At 64.6% G+C, this 21,691-nt stretch carries 20 protein-coding genes; all 20 read left to right on the forward strand.

Features of this window, described 5'->3' with window-relative positions; genetic code table 11:
• Nucleotides 1-28: 28 nt before the first annotated feature.
• The 20 genes from flgL (at nucleotide 29) to fliE (ending at nucleotide 21,689) form a co-directional block, all read left to right on the forward strand.
• Nucleotides 29-1,330 (forward strand): flagellar hook-associated protein FlgL, encoded by a 1,302-nt coding sequence (gene flgL / locus HMPREF2886_RS28845; RefSeq protein ID WP_033969356.1) that lies wholly within the window; start codon nucleotides 29-31, stop codon nucleotides 1,328-1,330.
• A 288-nt stretch (nucleotides 1,331-1,618) separates the two neighbouring features.
• The gene (locus tag HMPREF2886_RS28850; protein ID WP_033976638.1) at nucleotides 1,619-2,755 is read left to right on the forward strand and encodes a DegT/DnrJ/EryC1/StrS family aminotransferase; all 1,137 of its coding nucleotides are present in this window, start codon (nucleotides 1,619-1,621) and stop codon (nucleotides 2,753-2,755) included.
• A 54-nt stretch (nucleotides 2,756-2,809) separates the two neighbouring features.
• The gene (locus HMPREF2886_RS28855) at nucleotides 2,810-3,034 is read left to right on the forward strand and encodes an acyl carrier protein (RefSeq protein ID WP_003086419.1); all 225 of its coding nucleotides are present in this window, start codon (nucleotides 2,810-2,812) and stop codon (nucleotides 3,032-3,034) included.
• A gap of 2 nt (nucleotides 3,035-3,036) precedes the next feature.
• Nucleotides 3,037-4,077 carry a ketoacyl-ACP synthase III gene (locus tag HMPREF2886_RS28860; protein WP_033969351.1) on the forward strand — a complete coding sequence of 347 codons (1,041 nt, stop codon included), beginning with the start codon at nucleotides 3,037-3,039 and terminating at the stop codon, nucleotides 4,075-4,077.
• Between the two features lie 25 nt (nucleotides 4,078-4,102).
• Nucleotides 4,103-4,870: an SDR family NAD(P)-dependent oxidoreductase gene (locus HMPREF2886_RS28865; RefSeq protein WP_070748847.1), complete on the forward strand. Its 768-nt coding sequence runs from the start codon at nucleotides 4,103-4,105 to the stop codon at nucleotides 4,868-4,870.
• 10 nt (nucleotides 4,871-4,880) lie between these two features.
• A complete protein-coding gene (locus HMPREF2886_RS28870) occupies nucleotides 4,881-5,513 on the forward strand; it encodes an acetyltransferase (protein WP_003120609.1) in 633 nt (210 codons plus the stop codon).
• Nucleotides 5,514-5,530: 17 nt separating this feature from the next.
• A complete protein-coding gene (locus tag HMPREF2886_RS28875; protein WP_033969348.1) occupies nucleotides 5,531-6,661 on the forward strand; it encodes an aromatic ring-hydroxylating oxygenase subunit alpha in 1,131 nt (376 codons plus the stop codon).
• Complete coding sequence (locus HMPREF2886_RS28880) at nucleotides 6,658-7,272, forward strand: LbetaH domain-containing protein (RefSeq protein WP_070748849.1); 615 nt, start codon at nucleotides 6,658-6,660, stop codon at nucleotides 7,270-7,272. The genes HMPREF2886_RS28875 and HMPREF2886_RS28880 overlap by 4 nt, the downstream gene beginning before the upstream one ends.
• Entirely contained in the window at nucleotides 7,269-8,435 is a 1,167-nt protein-coding gene (locus HMPREF2886_RS28885; RefSeq protein WP_083318636.1) for an FkbM family methyltransferase, read from the forward strand. The genes HMPREF2886_RS28880 and HMPREF2886_RS28885 overlap by 4 nt, the downstream gene beginning before the upstream one ends.
• A 120-nt stretch (nucleotides 8,436-8,555) precedes the next feature.
• The gene (locus tag HMPREF2886_RS28890; protein WP_070748851.1) at nucleotides 8,556-12,062 is read left to right on the forward strand and encodes a glycosyltransferase; all 3,507 of its coding nucleotides are present in this window, start codon (nucleotides 8,556-8,558) and stop codon (nucleotides 12,060-12,062) included.
• Nucleotides 12,063-12,288: 226 nt separating this feature from the next.
• A complete protein-coding gene (locus HMPREF2886_RS28895) occupies nucleotides 12,289-13,473 on the forward strand; it encodes a flagellin (protein ID WP_033969337.1) in 1,185 nt (394 codons plus the stop codon).
• A 79-nt stretch (nucleotides 13,474-13,552) separates the two neighbouring features.
• Nucleotides 13,553-13,939, forward strand: coding sequence for a flagellar protein FlaG (locus HMPREF2886_RS28900; RefSeq protein ID WP_033969334.1), 387 nt, complete (start codon nucleotides 13,553-13,555; stop codon nucleotides 13,937-13,939).
• A gap of 77 nt (nucleotides 13,940-14,016) precedes the next feature.
• On the forward strand, nucleotides 14,017-15,453 hold the full coding sequence (fliD, locus tag HMPREF2886_RS28905) for a flagellar filament capping protein FliD (RefSeq protein ID WP_033969333.1): 1,437 nt from the start codon (nucleotides 14,017-14,019) through the stop codon (nucleotides 15,451-15,453).
• Complete coding sequence (fliS, locus tag HMPREF2886_RS28910) at nucleotides 15,453-15,851, forward strand: flagellar export chaperone FliS (RefSeq protein WP_033969331.1); 399 nt, start codon at nucleotides 15,453-15,455, stop codon at nucleotides 15,849-15,851. The genes fliD and fliS (HMPREF2886_RS28910) overlap by 1 nt, the downstream gene beginning before the upstream one ends.
• 58 nt (nucleotides 15,852-15,909) lie before the next feature.
• Nucleotides 15,910-16,290 carry a flagellar export chaperone FliS gene (fliS, locus tag HMPREF2886_RS28915; RefSeq protein WP_003158217.1) on the forward strand — a complete coding sequence of 127 codons (381 nt, stop codon included), beginning with the start codon at nucleotides 15,910-15,912 and terminating at the stop codon, nucleotides 16,288-16,290.
• Nucleotides 16,291-16,315: 25 nt separating this feature from the next.
• Nucleotides 16,316-16,609 (forward strand): flagellar protein FliT, encoded by a 294-nt coding sequence (locus HMPREF2886_RS28920; RefSeq protein ID WP_003086445.1) that lies wholly within the window; start codon nucleotides 16,316-16,318, stop codon nucleotides 16,607-16,609.
• Between the two features lie 281 nt (nucleotides 16,610-16,890).
• The gene (gene fleQ, locus HMPREF2886_RS28925) at nucleotides 16,891-18,363 is read left to right on the forward strand and encodes a transcriptional regulator FleQ (RefSeq protein WP_003086448.1); all 1,473 of its coding nucleotides are present in this window, start codon (nucleotides 16,891-16,893) and stop codon (nucleotides 18,361-18,363) included.
• Nucleotides 18,364-18,475: 112 nt separating this feature from the next.
• Nucleotides 18,476-19,684 (forward strand): sensor histidine kinase FleS, encoded by a 1,209-nt coding sequence (gene fleS / locus HMPREF2886_RS28930; protein ID WP_003109120.1) that lies wholly within the window; start codon nucleotides 18,476-18,478, stop codon nucleotides 19,682-19,684.
• A gap of 4 nt (nucleotides 19,685-19,688) precedes the next feature.
• Entirely contained in the window at nucleotides 19,689-21,113 is a 1,425-nt protein-coding gene (gene fleR, locus HMPREF2886_RS28935; RefSeq protein ID WP_033969326.1) for a sigma-54-dependent response regulator transcription factor FleR, read from the forward strand.
• A gap of 246 nt (nucleotides 21,114-21,359) precedes the next feature.
• Nucleotides 21,360-21,689, forward strand: a complete 330-nt coding sequence (fliE, locus tag HMPREF2886_RS28940; protein ID WP_003140591.1) for a flagellar hook-basal body complex protein FliE — start codon at nucleotides 21,360-21,362, stop codon at nucleotides 21,687-21,689.
• Nucleotides 21,690-21,691: the final 2 nt, after the last annotated feature.

A 21,691-nucleotide genomic window follows, 5' to 3' on the forward strand; every position in this document is an offset into this window, starting at 1 on the left:
CGGGGCCTAAGCCAGCGAGACCGCCACCATGCGCATTTCCACCATCCAGGCCTTCAACAACTCGGTCAACGGGATTTCCCGCAACTACGCGGACCTGAACCGTACCTTCGAGCAGATCAGCACCGGTAAGCGCATCCTGACCCCGGCGGACGACCCGGTCGGTTCGGTACGCCTGTTGCGCCTGGACCAGGAGCAGGGGTTGAACGAGCAGTACAAGACCGGCATGACCGAGGCGAAGAACAGCCTGAGCCAGGAAGAAACCATCCTCCGTTCGGTCGGCAACGTCCTCCAGCGCATCCGCGAGATCGCTGGCCAGGCCGGCGACGGCGCGCTGGACTCCAACGACAAGAAGGCGCTGGCCAGCGAACTGCGCCAGCGCGAGGACGAGTTGCTGAACCTGCTCAACAGCCGGGATGCCAGCGGCAAGTACCTGTTCTCCGGTTCGCAGGGGTCCGTGCAACCGTTCGTGCGCAACGAGGACGGCACCTACAGCTACATGGGCGACGAGAGCCAGCGCGAGGTGCAGATCGCCAGCAGCACGCGGATTCCGGTCAGCGACAGCGGCAAGGTGCTGTTCGAGGACATCGTCAACGCCGCTCGTCTCGATACCAAGGCGGCGGTTGGCAATACCGGCGATGGTCGCATCTCGGTCGGCCTGGTCGAGGACGAGCTGGCCTTCGACAGCCAGTTCCCGGCGAGCAATCCGCCTGCGGCAACCGACGGCTTCAACATCCACTTCGTCAGCGACAAGGAGTACGTGGTCTACGATCCGAAGAGCCTGCCTCCGGGCTATGACTGGACCACCTACGATCCGAATTCGCCGCCGGCCTGGCAATTGTCCAAGGGCGCCATCGACGACGACCCGAAGACCATCGACAAGGTGCTCTACGCCGGCGTCAGCGTGACTATCGATGGCACGCCGAAGGCGGGCGACGAGTTCAACGTCAACTACAAGCCGGGCAGCGAGAAGCGCAGCCTGCTGAACGTGGTGTCGGACCTGCGCAAGGCTCTGGAAAGCTCCACCGACAACCAGGCCGGCAACGACGCCATCCGCGATGCGACGGCGGTGGCCCTGACCAACCTCTCCGCCGTGGCTGCCGCCGTGGATGGCGGCCAGGGCAAGATCGGCGCACGCCTGAATACCGTGGAAAGCACCGAGACTTTCATCGACGATGTGAAGCTGGTGAATGCCTCGGTGATGTCGCAGATCCAGGACCTGGACTACGCCGAGGCGCTGTCGCGGCTGTCGTTGCAGTCCACCATCATGGATGCCGCGCAGCAGAGCTACGTGAAGATCCAGGGGTTGAGCCTGTTCAACTACCTGAAGTGACAGTCCCTCTGTGGAACAGGGCCCATGACTCCGTCATGGGCCTTTTCGTTCGCAGGGACTGGACCTGTGTCGCTGGACGGTATGTCCCGCAAGGTCTACGGAAACACGGGAGAATTTGTCAGAAGTTTGACTGCCGATTCGCGCCGCAGCGCCTGTGGAACAGCCAGGGGCCGCGCGACCAGGGGCTTTGACCTGCATCAGGCTCTCTGGGTACGGGCCTTGCATGGAGTGGCGGGCTCGGGTTTTTCGCCCTTTACTCGCCTGAGTATCCATTCATCAGGGCCCTACATGAACAACAAGACGATCCCGGTCACCAGCCCGCTTCTGCCGCCCCTGGAAGAGTTCATCCCCTACCTGGAAAAGATCTGGGAGAGCCGTTTCCTGACCAACGGGGGCGACATGCACCATGCGTTGGAAGAGGCCCTGTGTGAATACCTGGGGGTGAAGCACATCGTGCTCTTCGCCAACGCCACCCTGGCGCTCATCACCGCGCTGCAGGCATTGCGGGTGACCGGCGAGGTGATCACCACGCCGTACTCCTTCGTCGCCACCAGCCACGCGTTGCTGTGGAACGGGCTCAAGCCGATCTTCGTGGACATCGATCAGGACTCCATGAATCTCGATCCGTCGCGGATCGAGGCGGCGATCACCCCGCAGACCACCGCGATCCTGCCGGTGCATTGCTACGGCAATCCCTGCGATGTCGAGGCGATCCAGCGGATCGCCGATATCCACCACCTGAAGGTCATCTACGACGCCGCGCATGCCTTCGCCGTGCGCGACGCCGGCGGCAGCGTGCTGCGCCACGGCGACCTGAGCATCCTCAGCTTCCATGCCACCAAGGTGTTCAACACCTTCGAGGGCGGTGCGATCATCTGCTCGGATGAAAACACCCGGCAACGCCTCAACCACCTTAAGAATTTCGGCTTCGTCGACGAGGTCACGGTGGTCATGCCGGGTATCAACGGCAAGCTCAACGAAGTCGGTGCTGCCTTCGGGCTGCTGCAACTCAAGCACGTCGACCAGGCCCTGGAGCAGCGCAGGGAGATCGCCGAGCGCTATCGGCTGCTGCTGTCCGGCGTCCCCGGCATCCAGTGCCTCCGGCCTGGTACCCAGACCTTCGCCAACAACGCCTATTTCCCGATCCTGGTGGAAGACGATTTTCCGCTTTCGCGCGACGAGCTGTACCAGCGCCTGCGCGACAGGGATGTGCTGGTGCGGCGCTACTTCTACCCACTCATCAGCGACTTCCCCATGTACCATTCGTTGCCCTCGGCGGCGCCCGCCAATCTTCCGGTGGCGCGGTCGATTTCCTCGCGGGTGCTGTGCCTGCCGATCTATCCCGGGCTGGCCGCCGCGGACGTCGAGTTCGTCGCCGGCCTGATCGCTTCCGCCGCCATGCCGCGGCGGCGAGCATCAAGTTGAGCCCGTCGCGACCGATAACAGAATGAACAACCGCCTCACTCAGGTAGACAAGAAATGAGCCAAGCAAAATTCATCGAAGACTTCCTTTCCGCCACCGATTTCCAGAATCCCGTCGAGGTCAGCATGGACACCCAGCTCGAAGACCTGCCGGAATGGGACTCGCTGGCCGCGCTCGGGGTCATCGTCATGTTCGACATGGAATACGGCAAGACCATCACCGGCGAAGACCTGATCAAGGCCCGCACGGTGGGCGACCTCTACCAGATGCTCGGACTCTGATCATGGCCACCTCCACGCTGAAGAACGTCCGTTTCGCCGGGATGGCGACCTGCGTCCCCAAGCGCGTTATCTCCAACCTGACCGACTGCAAGCCGCAGCTGCGCGCCGAGCGCGAACGCCTGGTGCGCAACATCGGCATCGAGACGCGGCGCATGGCGCAGGAGTGGCAGTGCTTCTCCGACCTGGCCTTCGACGCCGCCGAGCGCCTGCTGGAAAGCCTGGAATGGAAGCGCGAGGAGATCGATGCGCTGATCGTCGTGACCCAGTCTCCCGACTACCTGGCGCCGGCTACCGCGATCATCCTCCAGGACCGCCTGGGGCTGCCGCATTCCACCGTGGCCTTCGACGTCAACCTGGGTTGCTCGGCCTATCCGTTCGCCCTCAACCTGCTGGGTTCGCTGATCGCCGCCGGCGGGGTGAAGAAGGGTCTTGTGCTGGTCGGCGACCGCGGCGCCAGTGTCAACGATCCGATCTTCTCTGACGCGGGCACCGCGACGGCGCTGGAGTTCTGCGAAGGCGCGCCGCCGATGCACTTCGACCTGAACAGCGACGGCAGCGGCTACAAGGCCATCATCCTGCCGGTGGGCGGCCATCGCGAGCCGGTCGGCGTGCAGCACCTGATGCCGTTCCGCGAGGACGAGAACGACCATTGGCACCGCGCCATCGACCTGCAGCTCGACGGCACCGCCGTGCTCAGCTTCTCCACCCAGCGCGTACCGCCGGCGGTGGAAAAGCTGCTCGACTATGCCGGTGCGAGCAAGGACGAGGTGGACTACTTCGTTTTCCACCAGGCCAACCGGATGATCAACGAGACCATCCGCAAGAAGCTCGGCCTGCCGGTAGAGAAGGTGCCTTCGACCCTGCGCGACTTCGGCAACACCAGCGGCGCCTCGCTGCCGGTGACCATGACCGCGCGGCTCAACCGGGAACTCGAGGCCGGCCGCAATCGCGTGTTGCTCTGCGGCTTCGGTATCGGCCTGTCCTGGGGTACCTGCCTGGTGGATATCGAAGGGGCGAAGTTCCCCGACCTGATCGAATCCTGAGTGCCTTGAACGCGGAATCAGCCAAGTGAACGACGAGACTTCCTTCAATCCCTTCAGCCTCTCGGGCAGGCGGATCCTGGTCACCGGCGCCAGCTCCGGCCTGGGTCTGGCCATCGCGCAGAGCTGCGCGCGGATGGGCGCCGAATTGATCGTCAGCGGTCGCGACCCACAGCGCCTGGGCGCCAGCCTGGAAGCGTTGCAGGCGATTTCCGATTTGTCGCACCAGGCGATCCAGGTCGATCTCACGGTCGCCGAGCAGCGTGCCGCCTTGGTCGCGGCGCTCGATGGCGAAATCCATGGGGTAGTGCATAGCGCGGGGATCTCCCGTCTATGTCCGGTCCGTATGATGAGCGAAGCGCACCTGCGCGAGGTTCAGTCGATCAATGTCGACTCGCCGATGCTGCTTACCCAGGCGCTGCTGAAGCGCAACCTGATCGCGGCCGGCGGCTCGATCCTGTTCATCGCTTCCATCGCCGCCCACATCGGGGTTGCCGGAGTGGGGGCATACTCGGGGACCAAGGTCGCTCTGATCGCCATGTCCCGCTGCCTGGCCATGGAAGTGGTGAAACGGCGGATCCGGGTCAATTGCCTGTCGCCGGCGCTGGTGGAAACACCGCTGCTGGAAGCTACGGCCCAGGTCGTGGGCTCCATGGAGACCGAGCGCAACAATTATCCGCTGGGCTTCGGCAAGCCCGAGGATATCGCCAACGCCGCTATCTTCATGCTTTCCGATGCCAGCCGCTGGGTGACCGGCACGACCCTGGTGATGGACGGCGGCCTGACCATCAGTTGAGGACGATGCAATGAAGAGGATCATCATCCTCGGCGCCGGTGGGTTGGGGCGTCAGGTGCTGGCCCAGCTGCAGGTCGACTACAGTCACGGCATCGACTGGGTGATCGGCGGGTTTCTCGACGAGCGTGGCCCCGAAGCGGTCGCGGAGTCGCTCTACTATCCGTGGCTCGGGTATCCGGAGAGCTTCGTCGCGGAGCCTGACCAATTGTTCGTCGCCGCGGTCGGGGATCCGCTCAGTCGCCAGAAGCAGGTCGCATGCCTGCTGGCGAAGGGCGCCGAGTTCGTCGCTATCCGCACCCGCTGCACCCTTGGCGTGCGGACCAGCTACGGCCCGACCTTCTTCGGCTACGACGTGAGCAGCGGCGTGGACTGCCGTATCGGCGCCTACGGTTTCATCGACCAGCAAACCATGCTCGGCCACGACGTGGTCATCGGCGACTATGTACACATCGGCCCGCGCTGCCTGCTGGCAGGCTACGTGAAGGTGGGCGACCGGGCGGTGATCAACTCCGGGGCGATGATCGCGCGTGATGTCAGCATCGGCGAAGACGCCGTGGTGGGCATGGGCGCGGTGGTGTTCAAGGATGTGGCGGCCGGACAGACCGTGGTCGGCAATCCGGCCCGGGTTATTTTCAGCAAGTGAAGGTTGTGGATGTGGACATGACTCGCCATGCGCTGGACGCAGCGCACTACACCGAGCCGCAGACGCTCGCGCTGGAGCGCGAAAGGCTGTTCGGCAGGCTCTGGATCTTCGTCGGCTTCAGTTCGATGGTGCGCGAGCGCAACCAGTTCTTCACCCGCAAGATCGCCGGCGTGCCGGTCGTGGTGCAGCGTACCGAGTCCGGCCTCCGGGCCTTTCTCAACCAGTGTCCGCATCGTCTGTCGGCGATCCAGACCGAATGCACCGGCCAGCGACCGCTGGTCTGCCCGTACCATGCCTGGTCGTTCGGCGCCGAGGGGCAGCTACAGGGCATTCCGAACTCCAGTCTGTACCAATTCAGTGTCGAGGAACGGGCGCGGATCGGCTTGCGCAAGCTGCACCTGGAAGAGGTGGGGCAACTGCTGTTCGTCAACCTGGCGGACGACCCGCTGCCGCTGCGCGAGCAGTTCGACGATGGATTCCTGGAAACCTTGCGGGAGGTCTCCTCGCACCTGGATACGCGGCTGATCTACAGCTGCCACAAGGTGCGCTACAACTGGAAGCTGAACATGGAGAACGTGAAGGACTACAACCACGTTCCTTTCGTCCATCCGAAGACCTTCCTCCCGGTGATGACCGCCCCGGTGCGCGGTCTGGTACGCGAGGCTGCGGTGCCGTCCGAGGTGCTGCGCCTGCTGCAGGAAGGCGAAACGCCGGAGCTGCGTTCGCTGAGCTTCCCCACCAAGGCGCCGATCCAGCCCTACAAGAGCTGGTTCTCCGACCTCTGCGAGGGCTACGGCGACGAGCACGCCTACTACAACTGGTTCATCTACCCGAACGTGAACTTCTGCAGCGTCCGTGGCGAGCACTTCCTGCTCCAGCAGTACGATCCGGTGGCACCCGGCGAGACCGACTACCACCTGTGGATGATGACTGCCCGGCGCAAGGATCCGAAGACCGATTTCAGCGCTTTGCTGAGCACCCTGATTCGCGGCGAGCGTAACGTGATCGGCGAGGACACTCTGGTCCTGGAACGCCTCCAGGAGGGGCTGGGCGCACATTCGCCGCCGTTCATGCACGGCGACTACGAGGTGCAACTGGTGCGCCAGCACCTGTGGTATCGCGCGCAGGTACTGGGGGAGAAGGCATGAAGCAGGCGATCATCGTCGGGGAAGGGCGCGCGCTCGAACGGGCGGACAGTACCGCGCGGGAACGGGGACTGGAACACCGGGTCCTGGAGCTGAATGCTGCGGATCGACACAACTTCGATATTGCGCCTCTGCTCGAACGCTATCCCGCTGCGGAAAGCGAAGTATTCGTAGCGCTGGACGAGCGGGCGGTGAACTACGCCCGCCACAAGCTCATCGCGGATATCCGCCTGGCGGGCTACCGGCTATTCGATATCGTCTCGCCTCGGGCCATCGTCGGCGAAGGCGTGCGACTGCTGGGCAACGTGTTCGTCGGCGCCGGTTGCGTGCTCGCCGGTCCTGCCCGCATCGGCACTGGCAGTTGGCTGGAGCTGCAGGTCCTGGTGGAGGAGGACTGCCGGGTCGGAACCTGTAGCACGCTGCTCGCTGGCGTGCGGTTGGGACGGCGAGTGGAGATCGGCCAGGGCAGCACGCTGGGTGCGGGCAGCGTCGCGCTCGCCGACACCCGGGTGGGGCGACACTGCGAATGGTTGTTGCCGGGCAGGCTTCCCCGGGAACTGCCCAATTACTCCTTTTACGATGAACTCATGCCTGATGGGGCGCGCATCCTATGAGCGGGGAGCTGTCGATGGTGGTGGGAAACGAGGTGACGCAGGCGGACTTCCTTTCGCGATGCGAACGGAGTGGATATCTATTGGTGCTGGTGCCTAGTTCCTACCTAGGAGGGGTGTTCCGCTCACAGGTGGTTGCCGGTTTGTCGCAGCGTCTGCCTGGGGTTCGCCTGATTGCTGTGGACGATGTGCTTTTCGCCAGCAATAGCGTTCCCGATGGTTTCGACCAGGTGATTCCTACCGCCCAGTTGAAGGATCCATGCCACGCAGGGAAACCCGCGGTGAATTGTGCCTATTCGCTGCCTACCTGGCTGGCGCTGGAGCATCTGGCGAAGACTGCGCAATGCATCACTCTCGATCTGCCCGCGCTTCTCTACCTGCTGGATATTCCTTTGGTCTACCAGACCGGCGCGCTGACTCGCGAATTGGCGATGAAGCATCACGCCGAGTTCGTCTCGCTGCGCGAGCGCCTGGCCGACGAGCGAAGCCGGAAGACCCTGGAAGCCATCATGCGTCTGCGTTTGGACGGCAGCCGCGCTGCGTTGCTGGACGTGTTGTGTCCGGGAGAGCAGGAATACTTTTCCCTGTACCGGGGCCCCGAGCACCCGATCGTCCTGCGAAGCGACGAGCATTACGTGGATATCGGCGCTTACGATGGCGATACGGTGAAGAAGTTCATGCTGGCGGCTCGTCATGAATATGCTTCGATCCATGCCTTCGAGCCCGATCCGGCGAATTACCGGCTCATGCATGCGTCACTTGCTGGAAGTGTCGGTCTCCATCTGCATAACCAGGCGGTGTCCGATACCGGCGGTCATCTCGCATTCGCAGCCCACGGCACCATGGGAAGCAGGGTCGAGATAGACGGCACCGTGCAGGTGCCATGCGTGCGGCTCGACGATGTCCTCGATATCATGACCTTGCTGAAAATGGATGTGGAAGGCCATGAGGCACGGGTTCTGCGGGGGGCCGCGCGGCTGATCGACGAGTGTCGGCCGCGCATGGCCATCACCTGTTACCACCATGTGCAGGACCTGCTGGACATCGTCGCCGCGATCGACGGGATCGCTACGGGAGCCCGACTGCGCCTGCGCCATTACTCGCTGTATTTCTACGACACGATCCTCTATGTCGACTGGCCCGATGCTCTTCGTGAAGGGCGCTGACGCGCTCCTCGGAGCAGATGCTCCGCCGCGGGGCGTCGAGTCCGGGAGCGATGACACGAAGGGCCATGGCCCGGCCCTTCCGATCACCATGCTCTGCACCAATTACTCAGGAATGGCTCAATGAGCGCGAATGTTCGTGTCAGCATCGTCATGCCGACCTACAAGCTGGAGTACTTCGAGGACGCCCTCGACAGCGTGCTCGGGCAGACCTATCCGGCCCTGGAGCTGATCATCTGCGACGACAGCAGCGACGAGCGGATTGCCACGCTGGTCGAGCAGAAGCGCGCCTCCGCGGCGTTCCCGATCCGCTACTTCCGCAACGAGACGCGCCTCGGCGAGCTGGGCAGCACGGCGAAAGGCATCCGCCTGGCGGAGGGCGAGTACGTCAAGTTTCTCCACGACGACGACGTGTTGCTTCCCGAATGCGTCGAGGCGCTGGTGGGCGCGATGGAGCGCGAGCCGAACGTGGTCCTGGCCTCGTCGCGGCGGTTGCGTATCGACGAGGAAGGGCAGCCGCTGCCGGACATCCTGGCGACCTGCTTCCCGTTCGCCGGCGACGTCCTGATCGACGGTCGCGAGCTGGTCTCGTTCCTCGCCGATCACACCATCAACTTCATCGGCGAACCCAGTTGCCTGATGGCCCGGCGCGATGCGCTGCTGCAGATCTGCGAGCGCCTGATGATGCTCAACGGCCGGGCCATCGACTGGATCGGCGACCTGGCCATGTGTGCGCAATTGCTGCAGCGTGGCGACCTGGCGTTCCTGTCGCGGCCGCTGACCCGTTTCCGCGTCTCCCGCCAGCAGTTCAGCCAGATCGGGCGCGATCAGCCCGGTATCGGCGAGCAGGGCCATGCCGACTTCCGCCTGGCTATCCGCGAACTGGGTTGGTATCGCCAGGCCGGCGACAACCGCTTCGTCCGGGTGGCACCGATCACCCGCCTGGACGCCCGGGTCTTCAAACCGGTCAACCTGCTCGCCGCGCTGAGGCGGGCGGCGGGCTTCGGTAGCGTCACGCTGTCGACCTGGCTGGAGGCGCGGCGGCCGGATGCGGTGCAGAAGGCGCTGATCGATCGATTCCTGCAGGAGCAGGGCGGTGGGCCGCGCTTCGCGGTGCTGGTGCTCGACGCCCATGGCGATACCGAGGCCGTGGAGCGCACCCTGCAGAGCCTGGAGCACGTCAATTCGTATCCACGTGTCGAGAGCCACCTGTTCGCGCCGCTGGGCACGAGTCCGCGCAACGGAGCGATGTTCTTCGATCCTGAGGCGGGGCCGGTGCCGACGATCAACCAGGCGCTTGCCCGGCTTGATACCGACTGGTTGCTCCTGGTCGAAGCGGGCGTCGAATTCACTGTCAGCGGCCTGCTGGTGGCGGCGTTGGACCTGCTGGCGGCACCGGAAAGCTGCCAGGCGGTGTACGCCGACGAACTCATGCGCCTGGATGACGGCGAGCTGGGCGCGGCGTTGCGCCCGGACCTGAATCTCGACCTCCTGCTCAGTTTCCCCGCCGGCCTGTCCCGGCACTGGTTGTTCCGCCGCGAGCCGCTGCTTGCCACGGGCGGGTTCGACGAGACCGCCGGCGAGGCTTTCGAGCTGGCCTACCAGTTGCGTCTCGTCGAGCAGCAGGGCCTGGGCTGTATCGGGCACATCAGCGAGCCACTGCTGTCTGGCCAAGCGCTGCGCCTGCAGGACAGCGCCGCCGAGCGTGCGGCGATCGAAGGCCACCTGCGCGCCCGTGGCTACGCGCAGGCGACAGTCGGAAGCCGGTTGCCGGGGCGCTACGAGCTGGACTACGGCCATGCCGGTCAACCGCCGGTCAGCATCCTGGTGCTGGCCGGGGAGCGCCTGGCGCAGCTCCAGCGTTGCGTAGAAACCGTGCTGGAGAATACCGCCTATCCCAACTACGAGATCCTTCTGCTGGAACAGGGTGGCGAAGCGGCCGACGTTCGCGAATGGCTGCTCGCCGTCGAGGGCATGGGCGTCGAGCAGGTGCGGGTGCTGCGAGGCGATGGGCAGTTGTCCCGTGGGGCTCTGCGCAACCTGGCGGCGTCCCGGGCGCGCGGCGAATTCCTGCTCTGGCTCGATGCCGGCAGCGGCATCCTCGACAAGGACTGGCTGCAGCAGTTGCTCAACCATGGCCAGCGTCCGGAAGTCGGCGCGGTAGGCGCCAAGCTCCTGGCGGCGGACGGACGGGTCTGCCACGCCGGCTGGCTGCTCGGCTTGAGCGGACCGGCCGGGCGGGCCTTCGAAGGGCGTTCGCACGAGGACGCCGGTTACCTGCAGCGCCTGCAGGTGGACCAGAACTACTCGGCGGTGGGGGGCGAATGCCTGTTGATGCGCCGCGAGTTGTTCCTCGAATTGGGCGGTTTCGACGAGGCGCTGACGCGCTGGGACGATGTCGACCTCTGCCTGCGGGCGGTCCAGGCGGGCTACCTGAACGTATGGACGCCGCGCGTGCGGCTGTTGCTCGATGCGCCTGCCACGACGGCGGCGAGCGTCGAGGAAGAAGATGCGCTGTACGCGCGCTGGCTACCGTTGTTGGCGCGCGATCCCGCCTATAACCCGGGCTTTTCGTTGCAGGCCGAAGGCGGTTTCAAGCTGGCCGACCCGCAACTGGCCTGGCGCCCTTTGCAGGGGTGGCGGCCCTTGCCCACTGTCCTGGCGCACCCCGCCGACCTGTTCGGCTGTGGCCATTACCGGGTGATCCAGCCGTTCAGCGCATTGCGCGAGTCGGCATCCATCGATGGTGCGCTGTCGATCGGCCTGATGCACGTGGCCGATCTGGATCGCTACGACCCGGACGTACTGGTGCTGCAGCGCCAGGTCGGCGAGGAGCGTCTCGAGGCCATGCGGCGGATGCAGGCGTTCTCGCGGGCCTTCAAGGTCTACGAGCTGGACGACTATCTGCCCAACGTGCCTCTCAAGAGCGCCCATCGCCAGCACCTGCCGAAGGACATCCTGCGCACGTTGCGTCGCGGGCTGGGTTACGTCGACCGCTTCGTGGTGTCGACGCCGGCCCTGGCAGAGGCCTTCGCCGGTCTCCACCCGGATATCCGGGTGATCGAGAACCGCCTGCCGGTGGGGTGGTGGCAGGGGCTGCGGGCGCAACGGCGGCGCGGCGAGCGGCCACGTGTCGGTTGGGCGGGCGGCTCGAGCCATACCGGCGACCTGGAACTGATCGCCGACGTGGTCCGGGAACTGGCCGACGAAGTCGACTGGGTGTTCTTCGGCATGTGCCCGCCGTCCATCCGTCCCTTCGTCAGGGAAGTGCATGCGGGGGTGCCTATCGAACGCTATCCGCGGGCATTGGCGGCTCTCGATCTGGACCTGGCGCTGGCGCCGGTGGAGCAGAACCTGTTCAACGAGTGCAAGAGCAACCTGCGCCTGTTGGAATACGGCGCCTGCGGTTTCCCGGTGGTCTGCAGCGACGTGCGCTGCTACCGGGACGATCTGCCGGTGATGCGGGTGAAGAACCGTTTCCGCGACTGGGTGGATGCGATCCGCATGCATACCCGCGACCTGGATGCCGCGGCCAGGGCAGGGGATAACCTGCGCGAACGGGTGCTGGCGGATTGGATGCTCGATGGCGAGCATTTGCGCGCCTGGTATCGCGCCTGGATGCCGGACTGAGCGGTCGGCGGGGCTTTCCGTCGCGCTGTCCGCAGCGCTCGGGAGGCCTTGCGCGAACCCCTCCGACGGGGCCGATGCATGAAAAACGAGGATGGTCAAAAAAAAACCTAAAGCTCCCCAGGGAAGCGCCGATAAAGATCACGAATGCGAACTTTAGGGGTGCCTGGGCGATGCCCACCCGAGGTCGCAAGCTCAGGCAAACATATCGTCCTTGGAGGGCATCAAGATGGCCTTGACCGTCAACACCAACATCGCTTCGCTGAACACTCAGCGGAACCTGAACAACTCTTCCGCGTCGCTGAACACTTCGCTGCAGCGTCTGTCCACCGGTTCGCGCATCAACAGCGCCAAGGACGACGCCGCCGGCCTGCAGATCGCCAACCGTCTGACCAGCCAGGTCAACGGCCTGAACGTGGCTACCAAGAACGCCAACGACGGTATCTCCCTGGCGCAGACCGCTGAAGGCGCCCTGCAGCAGTCGACCAACATCCTGCAGCGTATGCGTGACCTGTCCCTGCAGTCGGCCAACGGCTCCAACAGCGACTCCGAGCGTACCGCTCTGAACGGCGAAGTGAAGCAACTGCAGAAAGAACTGGATCGTATCAGCAACACCACCACCTTCGGTGGTCGCAAGCTGCTCGACGGTTCCTTCGGCGTCGCCAGCTTCCAGGTCGGTTCGGCCGCCAACGAAATCATCAGCGTCGGTATCGACGAGATGAGCGCAGAATCGCTGAACGGCACCTACTTCAAGGCTGACGGCGGCGGCGCGGTCACTGCTGCAACCGCTTCGGGCACCGTCGACATCGCGATCGGCATCACCGGCGGCAGCGCCGTGAACGTCAAGGTCGACATGAAGGGCAACGAAACCGCCGAGCAGGCGGCTGCCAAGATCGCCGCGGCGGTCAACGATGCCAACGTCGGCATCGGTGCCTTCAGCGACGGCGATACCATCAGCTATGTTTCCAAAGCTGGCAAGGATGGCTCCGGTGCGATCACTAGCGCGGTTTCCGGCGTTGTCATCACCGACACCGGCAGCACCGGCGTAGGCACCGCGGCTGGCGTAGCCCCTTCCGCTACCGCTTTCGCCAAGACCAACGACACCGTCGCCAAGATCGACATCTCCACCGCGAAGGGCGCTCAGTCCGCCGTACTGGTGATCGACGAGGCGATCAAGCAGATCGACGCCCAGCGTGCCGACCTCGGTGCGGTGCAGAACCGCTTCGACAACACCATCAACAACCTGAAGAACATCGGTGAGAACGTATCGGCTGCTCGCGGCCGGATCGAAGACACCGACTTCGCAGCCGAAACCGCCAACCTGACCAAGAACCAGGTGCTGCAACAAGCCGGCACCGCGATCCTGGCCCAGGCCAACCAGCTGCCGCAGTCGGTCCTGAGCCTGCTGCGCTAAGCTTCGGCGAGGTCAAGGTGAAGTCACGAGGGGGAGCGCTGGCGCGCTTCCCCTCGTATCTCATTGAGAGGTAGCGACGATGGACGTCAGCAATGTCAACAATTCGACGGCTGCTCCGGTAATCCGGCTGTTCGGCTCGGCGTCTTCTTCCGACGGCGCACGCCCGGCCGGTCAGGCCGGCGAGGTGGCCGCCAGCGCAAGCGCGCAACGGACGGGCGACGTCAGGATGGGCGACAAGGAGCAACGCGCTGCGGTCGAGGAGGCGGTTTCCTCCATCGAGAAGTTCACCCAGAGCATCCGTCGTGATCTGAGTTTCAGCCTGGACGACTCCTCGGGGCGGGTAGTGGTCAAGGTGACCGATTCGACTTCCGGAGAAGTCATCCGGCAAATCCCTTCCGAAGAGGCCCTGCGCCTGGCAGAGCGACTGGACGAGGCGCGCAGCCTGCTGTTCAAGGCGGAAGCCTGAGCGGAATTGGCACGTCTTTTGACTGTCTGTTGGAATTGGAAGGACAAAGCGTCAATGAGCTGACGAGGTGAAGCAAGATGGCGAACAGTACGACGATCAACGGCTACAACTCGGGCCTTGATATCAAGAACATCGTTTCCACCCTGGTGGCGGCCGAGAAGGCGCCGAAGGAGGCGCAGCTCAAGCGCCTGGAAAGCGACACCACCGCCAAGTTCACCGGCATCGGCCAGCTCAAGAGCGCGATCTCCGACCTACAGACCATCCTCAAGGAACTGAACAAGCCCGAGCTGTTCCAGAAGCGCTCGGCGAGTACCAGCGACGAGAAGTTCGCCACCGCCACCGCGACCAAGGACGCCCTGCCGGGTATCTACAAGCTCGAAGTGACCCAGCTGGCCAGCGTCAGCAAGGTGGCCACCGCGTCGTTTGCCGATGGCTACAAGACCACTTCCGGCGGCACCCTGACCATCAAGCAGGGCGCCGACGATGCCGGCGTCACGGTAAACGTCGCGGCGGGCGCGACCCTCGCCGAAGTGCGCGATTCGCTCAACGCGCAGCTGAAGGACAAGGGCATCACCGCCAACATCGTCAACAACCCTGGAGACGGAACCTCGCGACTGGTCTTCACCGGCAAGGATTCCGGCACCGGCAAGGACGTGTTCGTCCAGGGCAGTTCCGGCCTGGAGAACTTCAACATCGGCAGCGTCGGCGCCGATGGCAAGCTGACCCTGTCCCAGTTGGACGGTACCTCCTCCAGCAGCAGCGGCTATATCACCCAGGCGAAGAATGCCAAGTTCAGCATCGACGGCCTGACCCTGGAAAGTCCGACCAATACGGTCGACAAGGTCATCAACGGCGTTACCTTCGAGCTGAAGACGGTCACCGACACCAACAAGCCGATCACCATCTCGGTGGAGCAGGACCGTGGCGGCGTCAAGGACAATATCAAGAAGTTCGTCGAGGCCTACAACAAGCTGGTCGGCGTGACTTCGGAACTGACCGGCGTGACCAAGGTGGGCGACGACAAGGCTCCCGTGGTTGGTGCCTTGGTCGGTGACAGCAGCGTGCGCAACCTGCTCACCACCATGCGCAACGAGATGGTCCAGCCGGGGCAAGGTACCGATGTCCGCATGCTCGCCGACATGGGTATCACCACCAAGAAAGACGGCACCCTGGAAATCGACGACAAGAAACTCGACAAGGTTCTGAAGGACAAGTTCGAGTCGGTTTCCGCTCTGTTCACCGGCGATACCGGCCTGATGAAGCGTCTCGACGACAAGCTCACGCCTTACACCCAGACCGGCGGCGTGCTCCAGCAGCGCCTGGATGGTTTGCAGGACACCATCAAGTCGGTGGATACCCAGCGCGAAGCGCTCAATCGCCGGGTCGAGCAGTTGCAGGATCGTTTGCTCAAGCAGTTCACCGCCATGGACCAGTTGATCGGCCAGCTCAACCAGACCAGCGGACGCATGGCCCAGGCTCTTGGCAGCCTGCCTGGCCTTGTGAAGAAAAGCTGATGTCGCGCCCTATCGATACCTACCGGCAGGTAGGCAGCGCACAGGACGTCCCGCCCTACCAGGTGGTCAAGCTGCTGCTGGACGGCGCGCTCGAGCGCATCGCCCTGGCCCGGCGCGCGGTGCTCGAGCGTAACCCGGCGCTGCGCGGCGAAGCGGTAGGCACCACGTTGTCGATCATCGGCGCCTTGCAGGCTGGCCTCGATCACCAGCAGGGCGGCGAGATAGCCGGCAATCTGGATGCGTTGTACGACTACATGACCCGCCGCCTGGCTGGTGTCGCGCTGGACGACACACCGCGTCCGCTGGACGAGGTCGAGGCTCTGCTGGGCCAGATCAAGCAGGCCTGGGATGCCATTGGCAGCGGCGAAGCGCAGGGCGAAGACAGCGAACGGCGCTAAAGAATCGCGGTAGCCGACCGATATAGAGCGTATCAGTCACCGAACAAGGCAACCGTCGATGAACGCAATGGCAGCCATGCGGCAATACCAGAATGTCAGTACCCAGGCTCAGGCTATCGATGCCAGCCCGCATCGCCTGATCCAGATGCTGATGGAAGGCGGCCTGACCCGGATGGCGCAGGCCCGCGGCGCCCTGGAGCGCGGCGAAGTGGCGCTGAAGGGCGAGCTGATCGGCAAGGCCATCGCCATCGTCGGTGGCCTGCGCGAAGGGCTCGACTTCGAGGCGGGCGGCGAGCTGGCAGCCAACCTCGACCGCCTTTACGCCTACATGTCGATGCGCCTGACGGAAGCCAACTTGAAGAACGACGCGGGCAAGCTCGAGGAAGTTTCCGAGCTGTTGCGCAACATCAAATCCGGTTGGGATGCGATTGCCCCCTGAGAGGCATCCCCAGAGGGACCAAGCAATGAGTGCAGCTGTACAGATCCTTGAAGAAACCGGTAGCGCCCTGCGCGTTGCCCTGGCCAGCCAGAACTGGGAGGCCATCGGTGAACTCGACCAGCGTTGCCGCCAGGCCGTCGACGAGGCGATGCTCGATGTACAGGACGAAGCCACCTTGCGGGCACGGATGGAAGAGCTACTGGCGCTGTATCGCGAGCTGATCGATGTCTGCCAGGGCGAGCAGCGCAAGCTGGCCACCGATCTGATCCAGCTGAACCAGTCGAAGCAAGGCGCCAAGGTCTACCAGATGTTCGGATAAGTTTTTCATGGCTTTGTGCCGTTACTTTGGCGCAAGGCTTTTCGGAAAAATTTACATATCCCCCAAAACCCCTGCCAGTACTGCTTTCCATGCGGTCTGTAGGGGTTTTTTATTGCCTCTCCCTGTCGGAAACAGCAAAAAAAACACGCCATAAAATTGACTAATCGTTCACATTTGACTTAACTAGTGGCCAAATGCTGGCTGCTTATTAGAAATAGGCATTAGTCCCAGCCCTCTTTCGGGTCGAGCGAGACCCATTCGATGCAAGGCAGCTGATCAAAATGTGGCGCGAAACCAAACTCTTGCTGATTGACGACAATCTCGATCGCAGTCGCGACCTGGCAGTCATTCTCAATTTCCTCGGCGAAGATCAGCTGACCTGCAACAGCGAGGACTGGCGAGAGGTAGCGGCGGGCCTGAGCAACAGTCGCGAAGCCCTGTGCGTGTTGCTCGGCAGCGTCGAGTCGAAGGGCGGAGCGGTAGAGCTGCTGAAGCAACTGGCCAGTTGGGACGAGTACCTGCCGATCCTGCTGATCGGCGAGCCGGCCCCGGCCGACTGGCCGGAAGAGCTGCGCCGCCGGGTGCTCGCCAGCCTGGAGATGCCGCCCAGCTACAACAAGCTGCTCGACTCCCTGCATCGCGCCCAGGTCTACCGCGAGATGTACGACCAGGCCCGCGAGCGCGGCCGTTCCCGCGAGCCGAACCTGTTCCGCAGCCTGGTCGGCACCAGCCGGGCGATCCAGCAGGTGCGGCAGATGATGCAGCAGGTCGCCGATACCGATGCCAGCGTGCTGATCCTCGGCGAGTCCGGCACCGGCAAGGAAGTGGTGGCGCGCAACCTGCATTACCATTCCAAGCGCCGCGAGGGTCCCTTCGTCCCGGTGAACTGCGGGGCGATCCCGGCGGAACTGCTGGAAAGCGAACTGTTCGGCCACGAGAAGGGCGCCTTCACCGGTGCCATCACCAGTCGTGCCGGACGTTTCGAACTGGCCAACGGCGGCACCCTGTTCCTCGACGAGATCGGCGACATGCCGCTGCCGATGCAGGTCAAGCTGCTGCGCGTGCTGCAGGAGCGCACCTTCGAAAGGGTCGGCAGCAACAAGACGCAGAACGTCGACGTGCGGATCATCGCCGCGACCCACAAGAACCTCGAGAAGATGATCGAGGACGGCACTTTCCGCGAAGACCTCTACTACCGCCTCAACGTATTCCCCATCGAGATGGCGCCGCTGCGCGAGCGGGTGGAAGACATCGCCCTGCTGCTCAACGAACTGATCTCGCGGATGGAGCATGAGAAGCGCGGGTCGATCCGCTTCAACTCGGCGGCGATCATGTCGCTGTGCCGCCACGACTGGCCGGGCAACGTCCGCGAACTGGCGAACCTGGTGGAGCGGCTGGCGATCATGCATCCCTACGGGGTGATCGGGGTCGGCGAACTGCCGAAGAAATTCCGCCATGTCGACGACGAGGACGAGCAACTCGCCAGCAGCCTGCGCGAAGAGCTGGAAGAGCGCGCGGCGATCAACGCCGGGCTGCCGGGAATGGACGCGCCGGCGATGCTGCCGGCCGAAGGCCTGGACCTCAAGGACTACCTGGCCAACCTCGAGCAGGGCCTGATCCAGCAGGCCCTCGACGATGCCGGCGGAGTGGTCGCGCGGGCCGCCGAACGCCTGCGCATCCGCCGCACCACGCTGGTGGAGAAGATGCGCAAGTACGGCATGAGCCGGCGCGACGACGACCTGTCGGACGATTGACAGGTCGTTTCGCAACGCTTTGATTTTAAAATGAAAAAAATTTAGGCACGGGTATTGCTATATCTCCGTCGACCGACAGAACCATGACGTCGCGCCGACCGAGAGAAACGCAATGCAACCAGCCCTCAACGCCTTCCCCGAGCAGCCAGCCGATACGGCCGAGGCCACCAGCCGCGCCGGCCTCGAGCAGGCCTTCGCGCTGTTCAACCAGATGTCCAGCCAGCTCAGCGAGTCCTACAGCCTGCTGGAGGAGCGCGTTACCGAGCTGAAAGGGCAACTGGCCCTGGTCAGCGCGCAGCGCATGGAGGAGCTGGCGGAAAAGGAGCGCCTGGCCAACCGCTTGCAGAGCCTGCTCGACCTGCTTCCCGGCGGCGTCATCGTCATCGATGCCCATGGCGTGGTCCGCGAGGCCAACCCGGCGGCCCTGGGCCTGCTTGGCGAGCCGTTGGTGGGCATGCTCTGGCGCGAGGTGATCGCCCGCTGCTTCGCTCCGCGCGAGGATGACGGTCACGAGATTTCCCTGCGCGACGGACGACGCCTGTCCATCGCCACCCGCTCGCTGAACGGCGAACCGGGGCAACTGATCCTGCTCAACGACCTTACCGATACCCGCCGTCTCCAGGAGCAACTGGCGCGCCACGAGCGCCTGTCGGCGCTGGGGCGGATGGTCGCCTCGCTGGCCCACCAGATCCGCACGCCGTTGTCGGCGGCGTTGCTCTACGCCGGGCACCTCAGCGAGCAGGCGCTGCCGACCGACCAGCAGCAACGCTTCGCCGGGCGCCTGAAGGAGCGCCTGCACGAACTGGAGCATCAGGTACGCGACATGCTGGTGTTCGCCCGCGGCGAGCTGCCGCTGACCGACCGGGTGGCGCCGAAGGCGCTGTTCGACAGCCTGCGCGCGGCGGCCGAAGTCCATGTCCAGGGGCTCCAGGTGCGTTGGCAGTGCGAGGCGCGCGGCGGCGAGCTGCTGTGCAATCGCGACACCCTGGTGGGCACCGTGCTCAACCTGGTGGAGAACGCGATCCAGGCTTGCGGGCCCGAACTGCGCCTGAAGGTGCATCTCTATGCCCGCGCCGACAGCCTGCGCCTCAGCGTCAGCGACAACGGACCGGGCATGGACCCGGCGACCCTGGCGCGCCTGGGCGAACCCTTCTTCACCACCAAGACCACCGGTACCGGGCTCGGCCTGGCGGTGGTCAAGGCCGTGGCGCGCGCCCACCAGGGGCAATTGCAGTTGCGCTCTCGGCCGGGGCGCGGCACCTGCGCCACCTTGATCCTGCCGCTGATTCCGGCGGCGCCTCTTTCTGCGATTCAGGAGTAACCCCATGGCAGCCAAAGTCCTGCTGGTCGAAGACGACCGCGCACTACGCGAAGCCCTCAGCGACACCCTGCTGCTGGGCGGTCACGAGTTCGTCGCCGTGGACTCGGCGGAGGCGGCGCTGCCGGTCCTGGCCCGCGAAGCCTTCAGCCTGGTGATCAGCGACGTGAACATGCCGGGCATGGACGGACACCAGTTGCTCGGCCTGATCCGTACGCGCTACCCGCACCTGCCGGTGTTGCTGATGACCGCCTACGGCGCGGTCGATCGCGCCGTCGAGGCGATGCGCCAGGGCGCCGCCGACTACCTGGTCAAGCCGTTCGAGGCGCGGGCGCTGCTCGACCTGGTGGCACGCCATGCGCTGGGCCAGTTGCCGGGCAGCGAGGAGGATGGTCCGGTGGCCCTGGAACCGGCCAGCCGGCAGTTGCTGGAACTGGCCGCGCGGGTCGCGCGCAGCGATTCCACCGTGCTGATCTCCGGCGAGTCCGGGACCGGCAAGGAAGTCCTGGCCAACTATATCCACCAGCAATCGCCGCGTGCCGGCAAGCCGTTCATCGCGATCAACTGTGCGGCGATCCCGGACAACATGCTCGAGGCCACCCTGTTCGGCCACGAGAAAGGTTCCTTCACCGGCGCCATTGCCGCCCAGCCCGGCAAGTTCGAGCTGGCCGACGGCGGCACCATTCTTCTCGACGAGATATCGGAAATGCCCCTCGGCCTGCAGGCCAAGCTGCTGCGCGTACTGCAGGAGCGGGAGGTGGAGCGGGTCGGTGCGCGCAAGCCGATCAACCTGGATATCCGCGTGCTTGCCACGACCAACCGCGACCTCGCGGCGGAAGTCGCGGCGGGGCGTTTCCGCGAGGACCTCTACTATCGCCTGTCGGTCTTCCCGCTGGCCTGGCGGCCGCTGCGCGAACGCCCTGCGGACATCCTGCCGCTGGCCGAGCGTCTGCTGCGCAAGCACAGCCGCAAGATGAACCTCGGGGCGGTGGCGCTCGGCCCCGAGGCCGCCCAGTGCCTGGTCCGGCATGCCTGGCCGGGCAACGTAAGGGAACTCGACAACGCCATCCAGCGTGCGTTGATCCTGCAACAGGGCGGCCTGATCCAGCCCGCCGACCTGTGCCTCACCGCGCCGATCGGCATGCCGCTGGCGGCCCCGGCATCGACGCCAATGATGCCGGCAATACCGCCGGCCACTCCGCCGAGCGTCGAGATTCCGTCGCCGGCCGCGGCCCAGGATGCTACCGGTGCGCTGGGCGACGACCTGCGCCGCCGCGAATTCCAGGTGATCATCGATACCCTGCGCACCGAGCGCGGCCGCCGCAAGGAGGCCGCCGAGCGCCTTGGCATCAGCCCGCGGACCCTGCGCTACAAGCTCGCCCAGATGCGCGACGCGGGGATGGACGTGGAGGCCTATCTCTACGCCATCTGAGTGCTCGCCATGTTCCCCAGGCCCGCCTCGTGCGGGCCTTTTGCATCCACCGCCGGTCGTCGCCCGGGGCTGTTCGAGCGTGCGCGCCTGCCGATAACCGGAGCAGGGACGGACCCTGCAGCGGTCGCGGGCATTGGCGGCGAACGCCGACGCCGGGCCTTGGGGTCGACTTGGCACCCTTGTTGCTAACTCCTCTGCAAAGTGCCGGGCGGCGTCAAAAAAGCCGCGGCTGTTGGAGGAAGAGTCATGAGTCAGGGTGTCGAGTTCAATCGTCTGATGCTGGAAATGCGTTCCATGCAAATGGAAGCCATGGCCAAGGCCAAACCGGTTCAGGCGCCGGCCGAAGCGGGGGCGCCGAGCTTTTCGGAAATGCTCTCCCAGGCCGTGGACAAGGTGAACGAGACCCAGCAGGCTTCCACCGCGATGGCCAACGCCTTCGAGGTCGGCCAGAGCGGCGTCGACCTGACCGACGTGATGATCGCCAGCCAGAAGGCCAGCGTGTCGTTCCAGGCCATGACCCAGGTGCGCAACAAACTGGTCCAGGCCTACCAAGACATCATGCAGATGCCGGTCTGAGC

Source organism: Pseudomonas sp. HMSC066A08 (genome assembly GCF_001813025.1).
Classification (GTDB): domain Bacteria; phylum Pseudomonadota; class Gammaproteobacteria; order Pseudomonadales; family Pseudomonadaceae; genus Pseudomonas; species Pseudomonas aeruginosa.

Coding starts and splice junctions, on each gene's coding strand:
- flgL (WP_033969356.1), top strand. CDS start 29: ATGCGCATTTCCACCATCCAGGCCTTCAACAACTCGGTCAACGGGATT.
- HMPREF2886_RS28850 (WP_033976638.1), top strand. CDS start 1,619: ATGAACAACAAGACGATCCCGGTCACCAGCCCGCTTCTGCCGCCCCTG.
- HMPREF2886_RS28855 (WP_003086419.1), top strand. CDS start 2,810: ATGAGCCAAGCAAAATTCATCGAAGACTTCCTTTCCGCCACCGATTTC.
- HMPREF2886_RS28860 (WP_033969351.1), top strand. CDS start 3,037: ATGGCCACCTCCACGCTGAAGAACGTCCGTTTCGCCGGGATGGCGACC.
- HMPREF2886_RS28870 (WP_003120609.1), top strand. CDS start 4,881: ATGAAGAGGATCATCATCCTCGGCGCCGGTGGGTTGGGGCGTCAGGTG.
- HMPREF2886_RS28875 (WP_033969348.1), top strand. CDS start 5,531: ATGACTCGCCATGCGCTGGACGCAGCGCACTACACCGAGCCGCAGACG.
- HMPREF2886_RS28880 (WP_070748849.1), top strand. CDS start 6,658: ATGAAGCAGGCGATCATCGTCGGGGAAGGGCGCGCGCTCGAACGGGCG.
- HMPREF2886_RS28885 (WP_083318636.1), top strand. CDS start 7,269: ATGAGCGGGGAGCTGTCGATGGTGGTGGGAAACGAGGTGACGCAGGCG.
- HMPREF2886_RS28890 (WP_070748851.1), top strand. CDS start 8,556: ATGAGCGCGAATGTTCGTGTCAGCATCGTCATGCCGACCTACAAGCTG.
- HMPREF2886_RS28895 (WP_033969337.1), top strand. CDS start 12,289: ATGGCCTTGACCGTCAACACCAACATCGCTTCGCTGAACACTCAGCGG.
- HMPREF2886_RS28900 (WP_033969334.1), top strand. CDS start 13,553: ATGGACGTCAGCAATGTCAACAATTCGACGGCTGCTCCGGTAATCCGG.
- fliD (WP_033969333.1), top strand. CDS start 14,017: ATGGCGAACAGTACGACGATCAACGGCTACAACTCGGGCCTTGATATC.
- fliS (WP_033969331.1), top strand. CDS start 15,453: ATGTCGCGCCCTATCGATACCTACCGGCAGGTAGGCAGCGCACAGGAC.
- fliS (WP_003158217.1), top strand. CDS start 15,910: ATGAACGCAATGGCAGCCATGCGGCAATACCAGAATGTCAGTACCCAG.
- HMPREF2886_RS28920 (WP_003086445.1), top strand. CDS start 16,316: ATGAGTGCAGCTGTACAGATCCTTGAAGAAACCGGTAGCGCCCTGCGC.
- fleQ (WP_003086448.1), top strand. CDS start 16,891: ATGTGGCGCGAAACCAAACTCTTGCTGATTGACGACAATCTCGATCGC.
- fleS (WP_003109120.1), top strand. CDS start 18,476: ATGCAACCAGCCCTCAACGCCTTCCCCGAGCAGCCAGCCGATACGGCC.
- fleR (WP_033969326.1), top strand. CDS start 19,689: ATGGCAGCCAAAGTCCTGCTGGTCGAAGACGACCGCGCACTACGCGAA.
- fliE (WP_003140591.1), top strand. CDS start 21,360: ATGAGTCAGGGTGTCGAGTTCAATCGTCTGATGCTGGAAATGCGTTCC.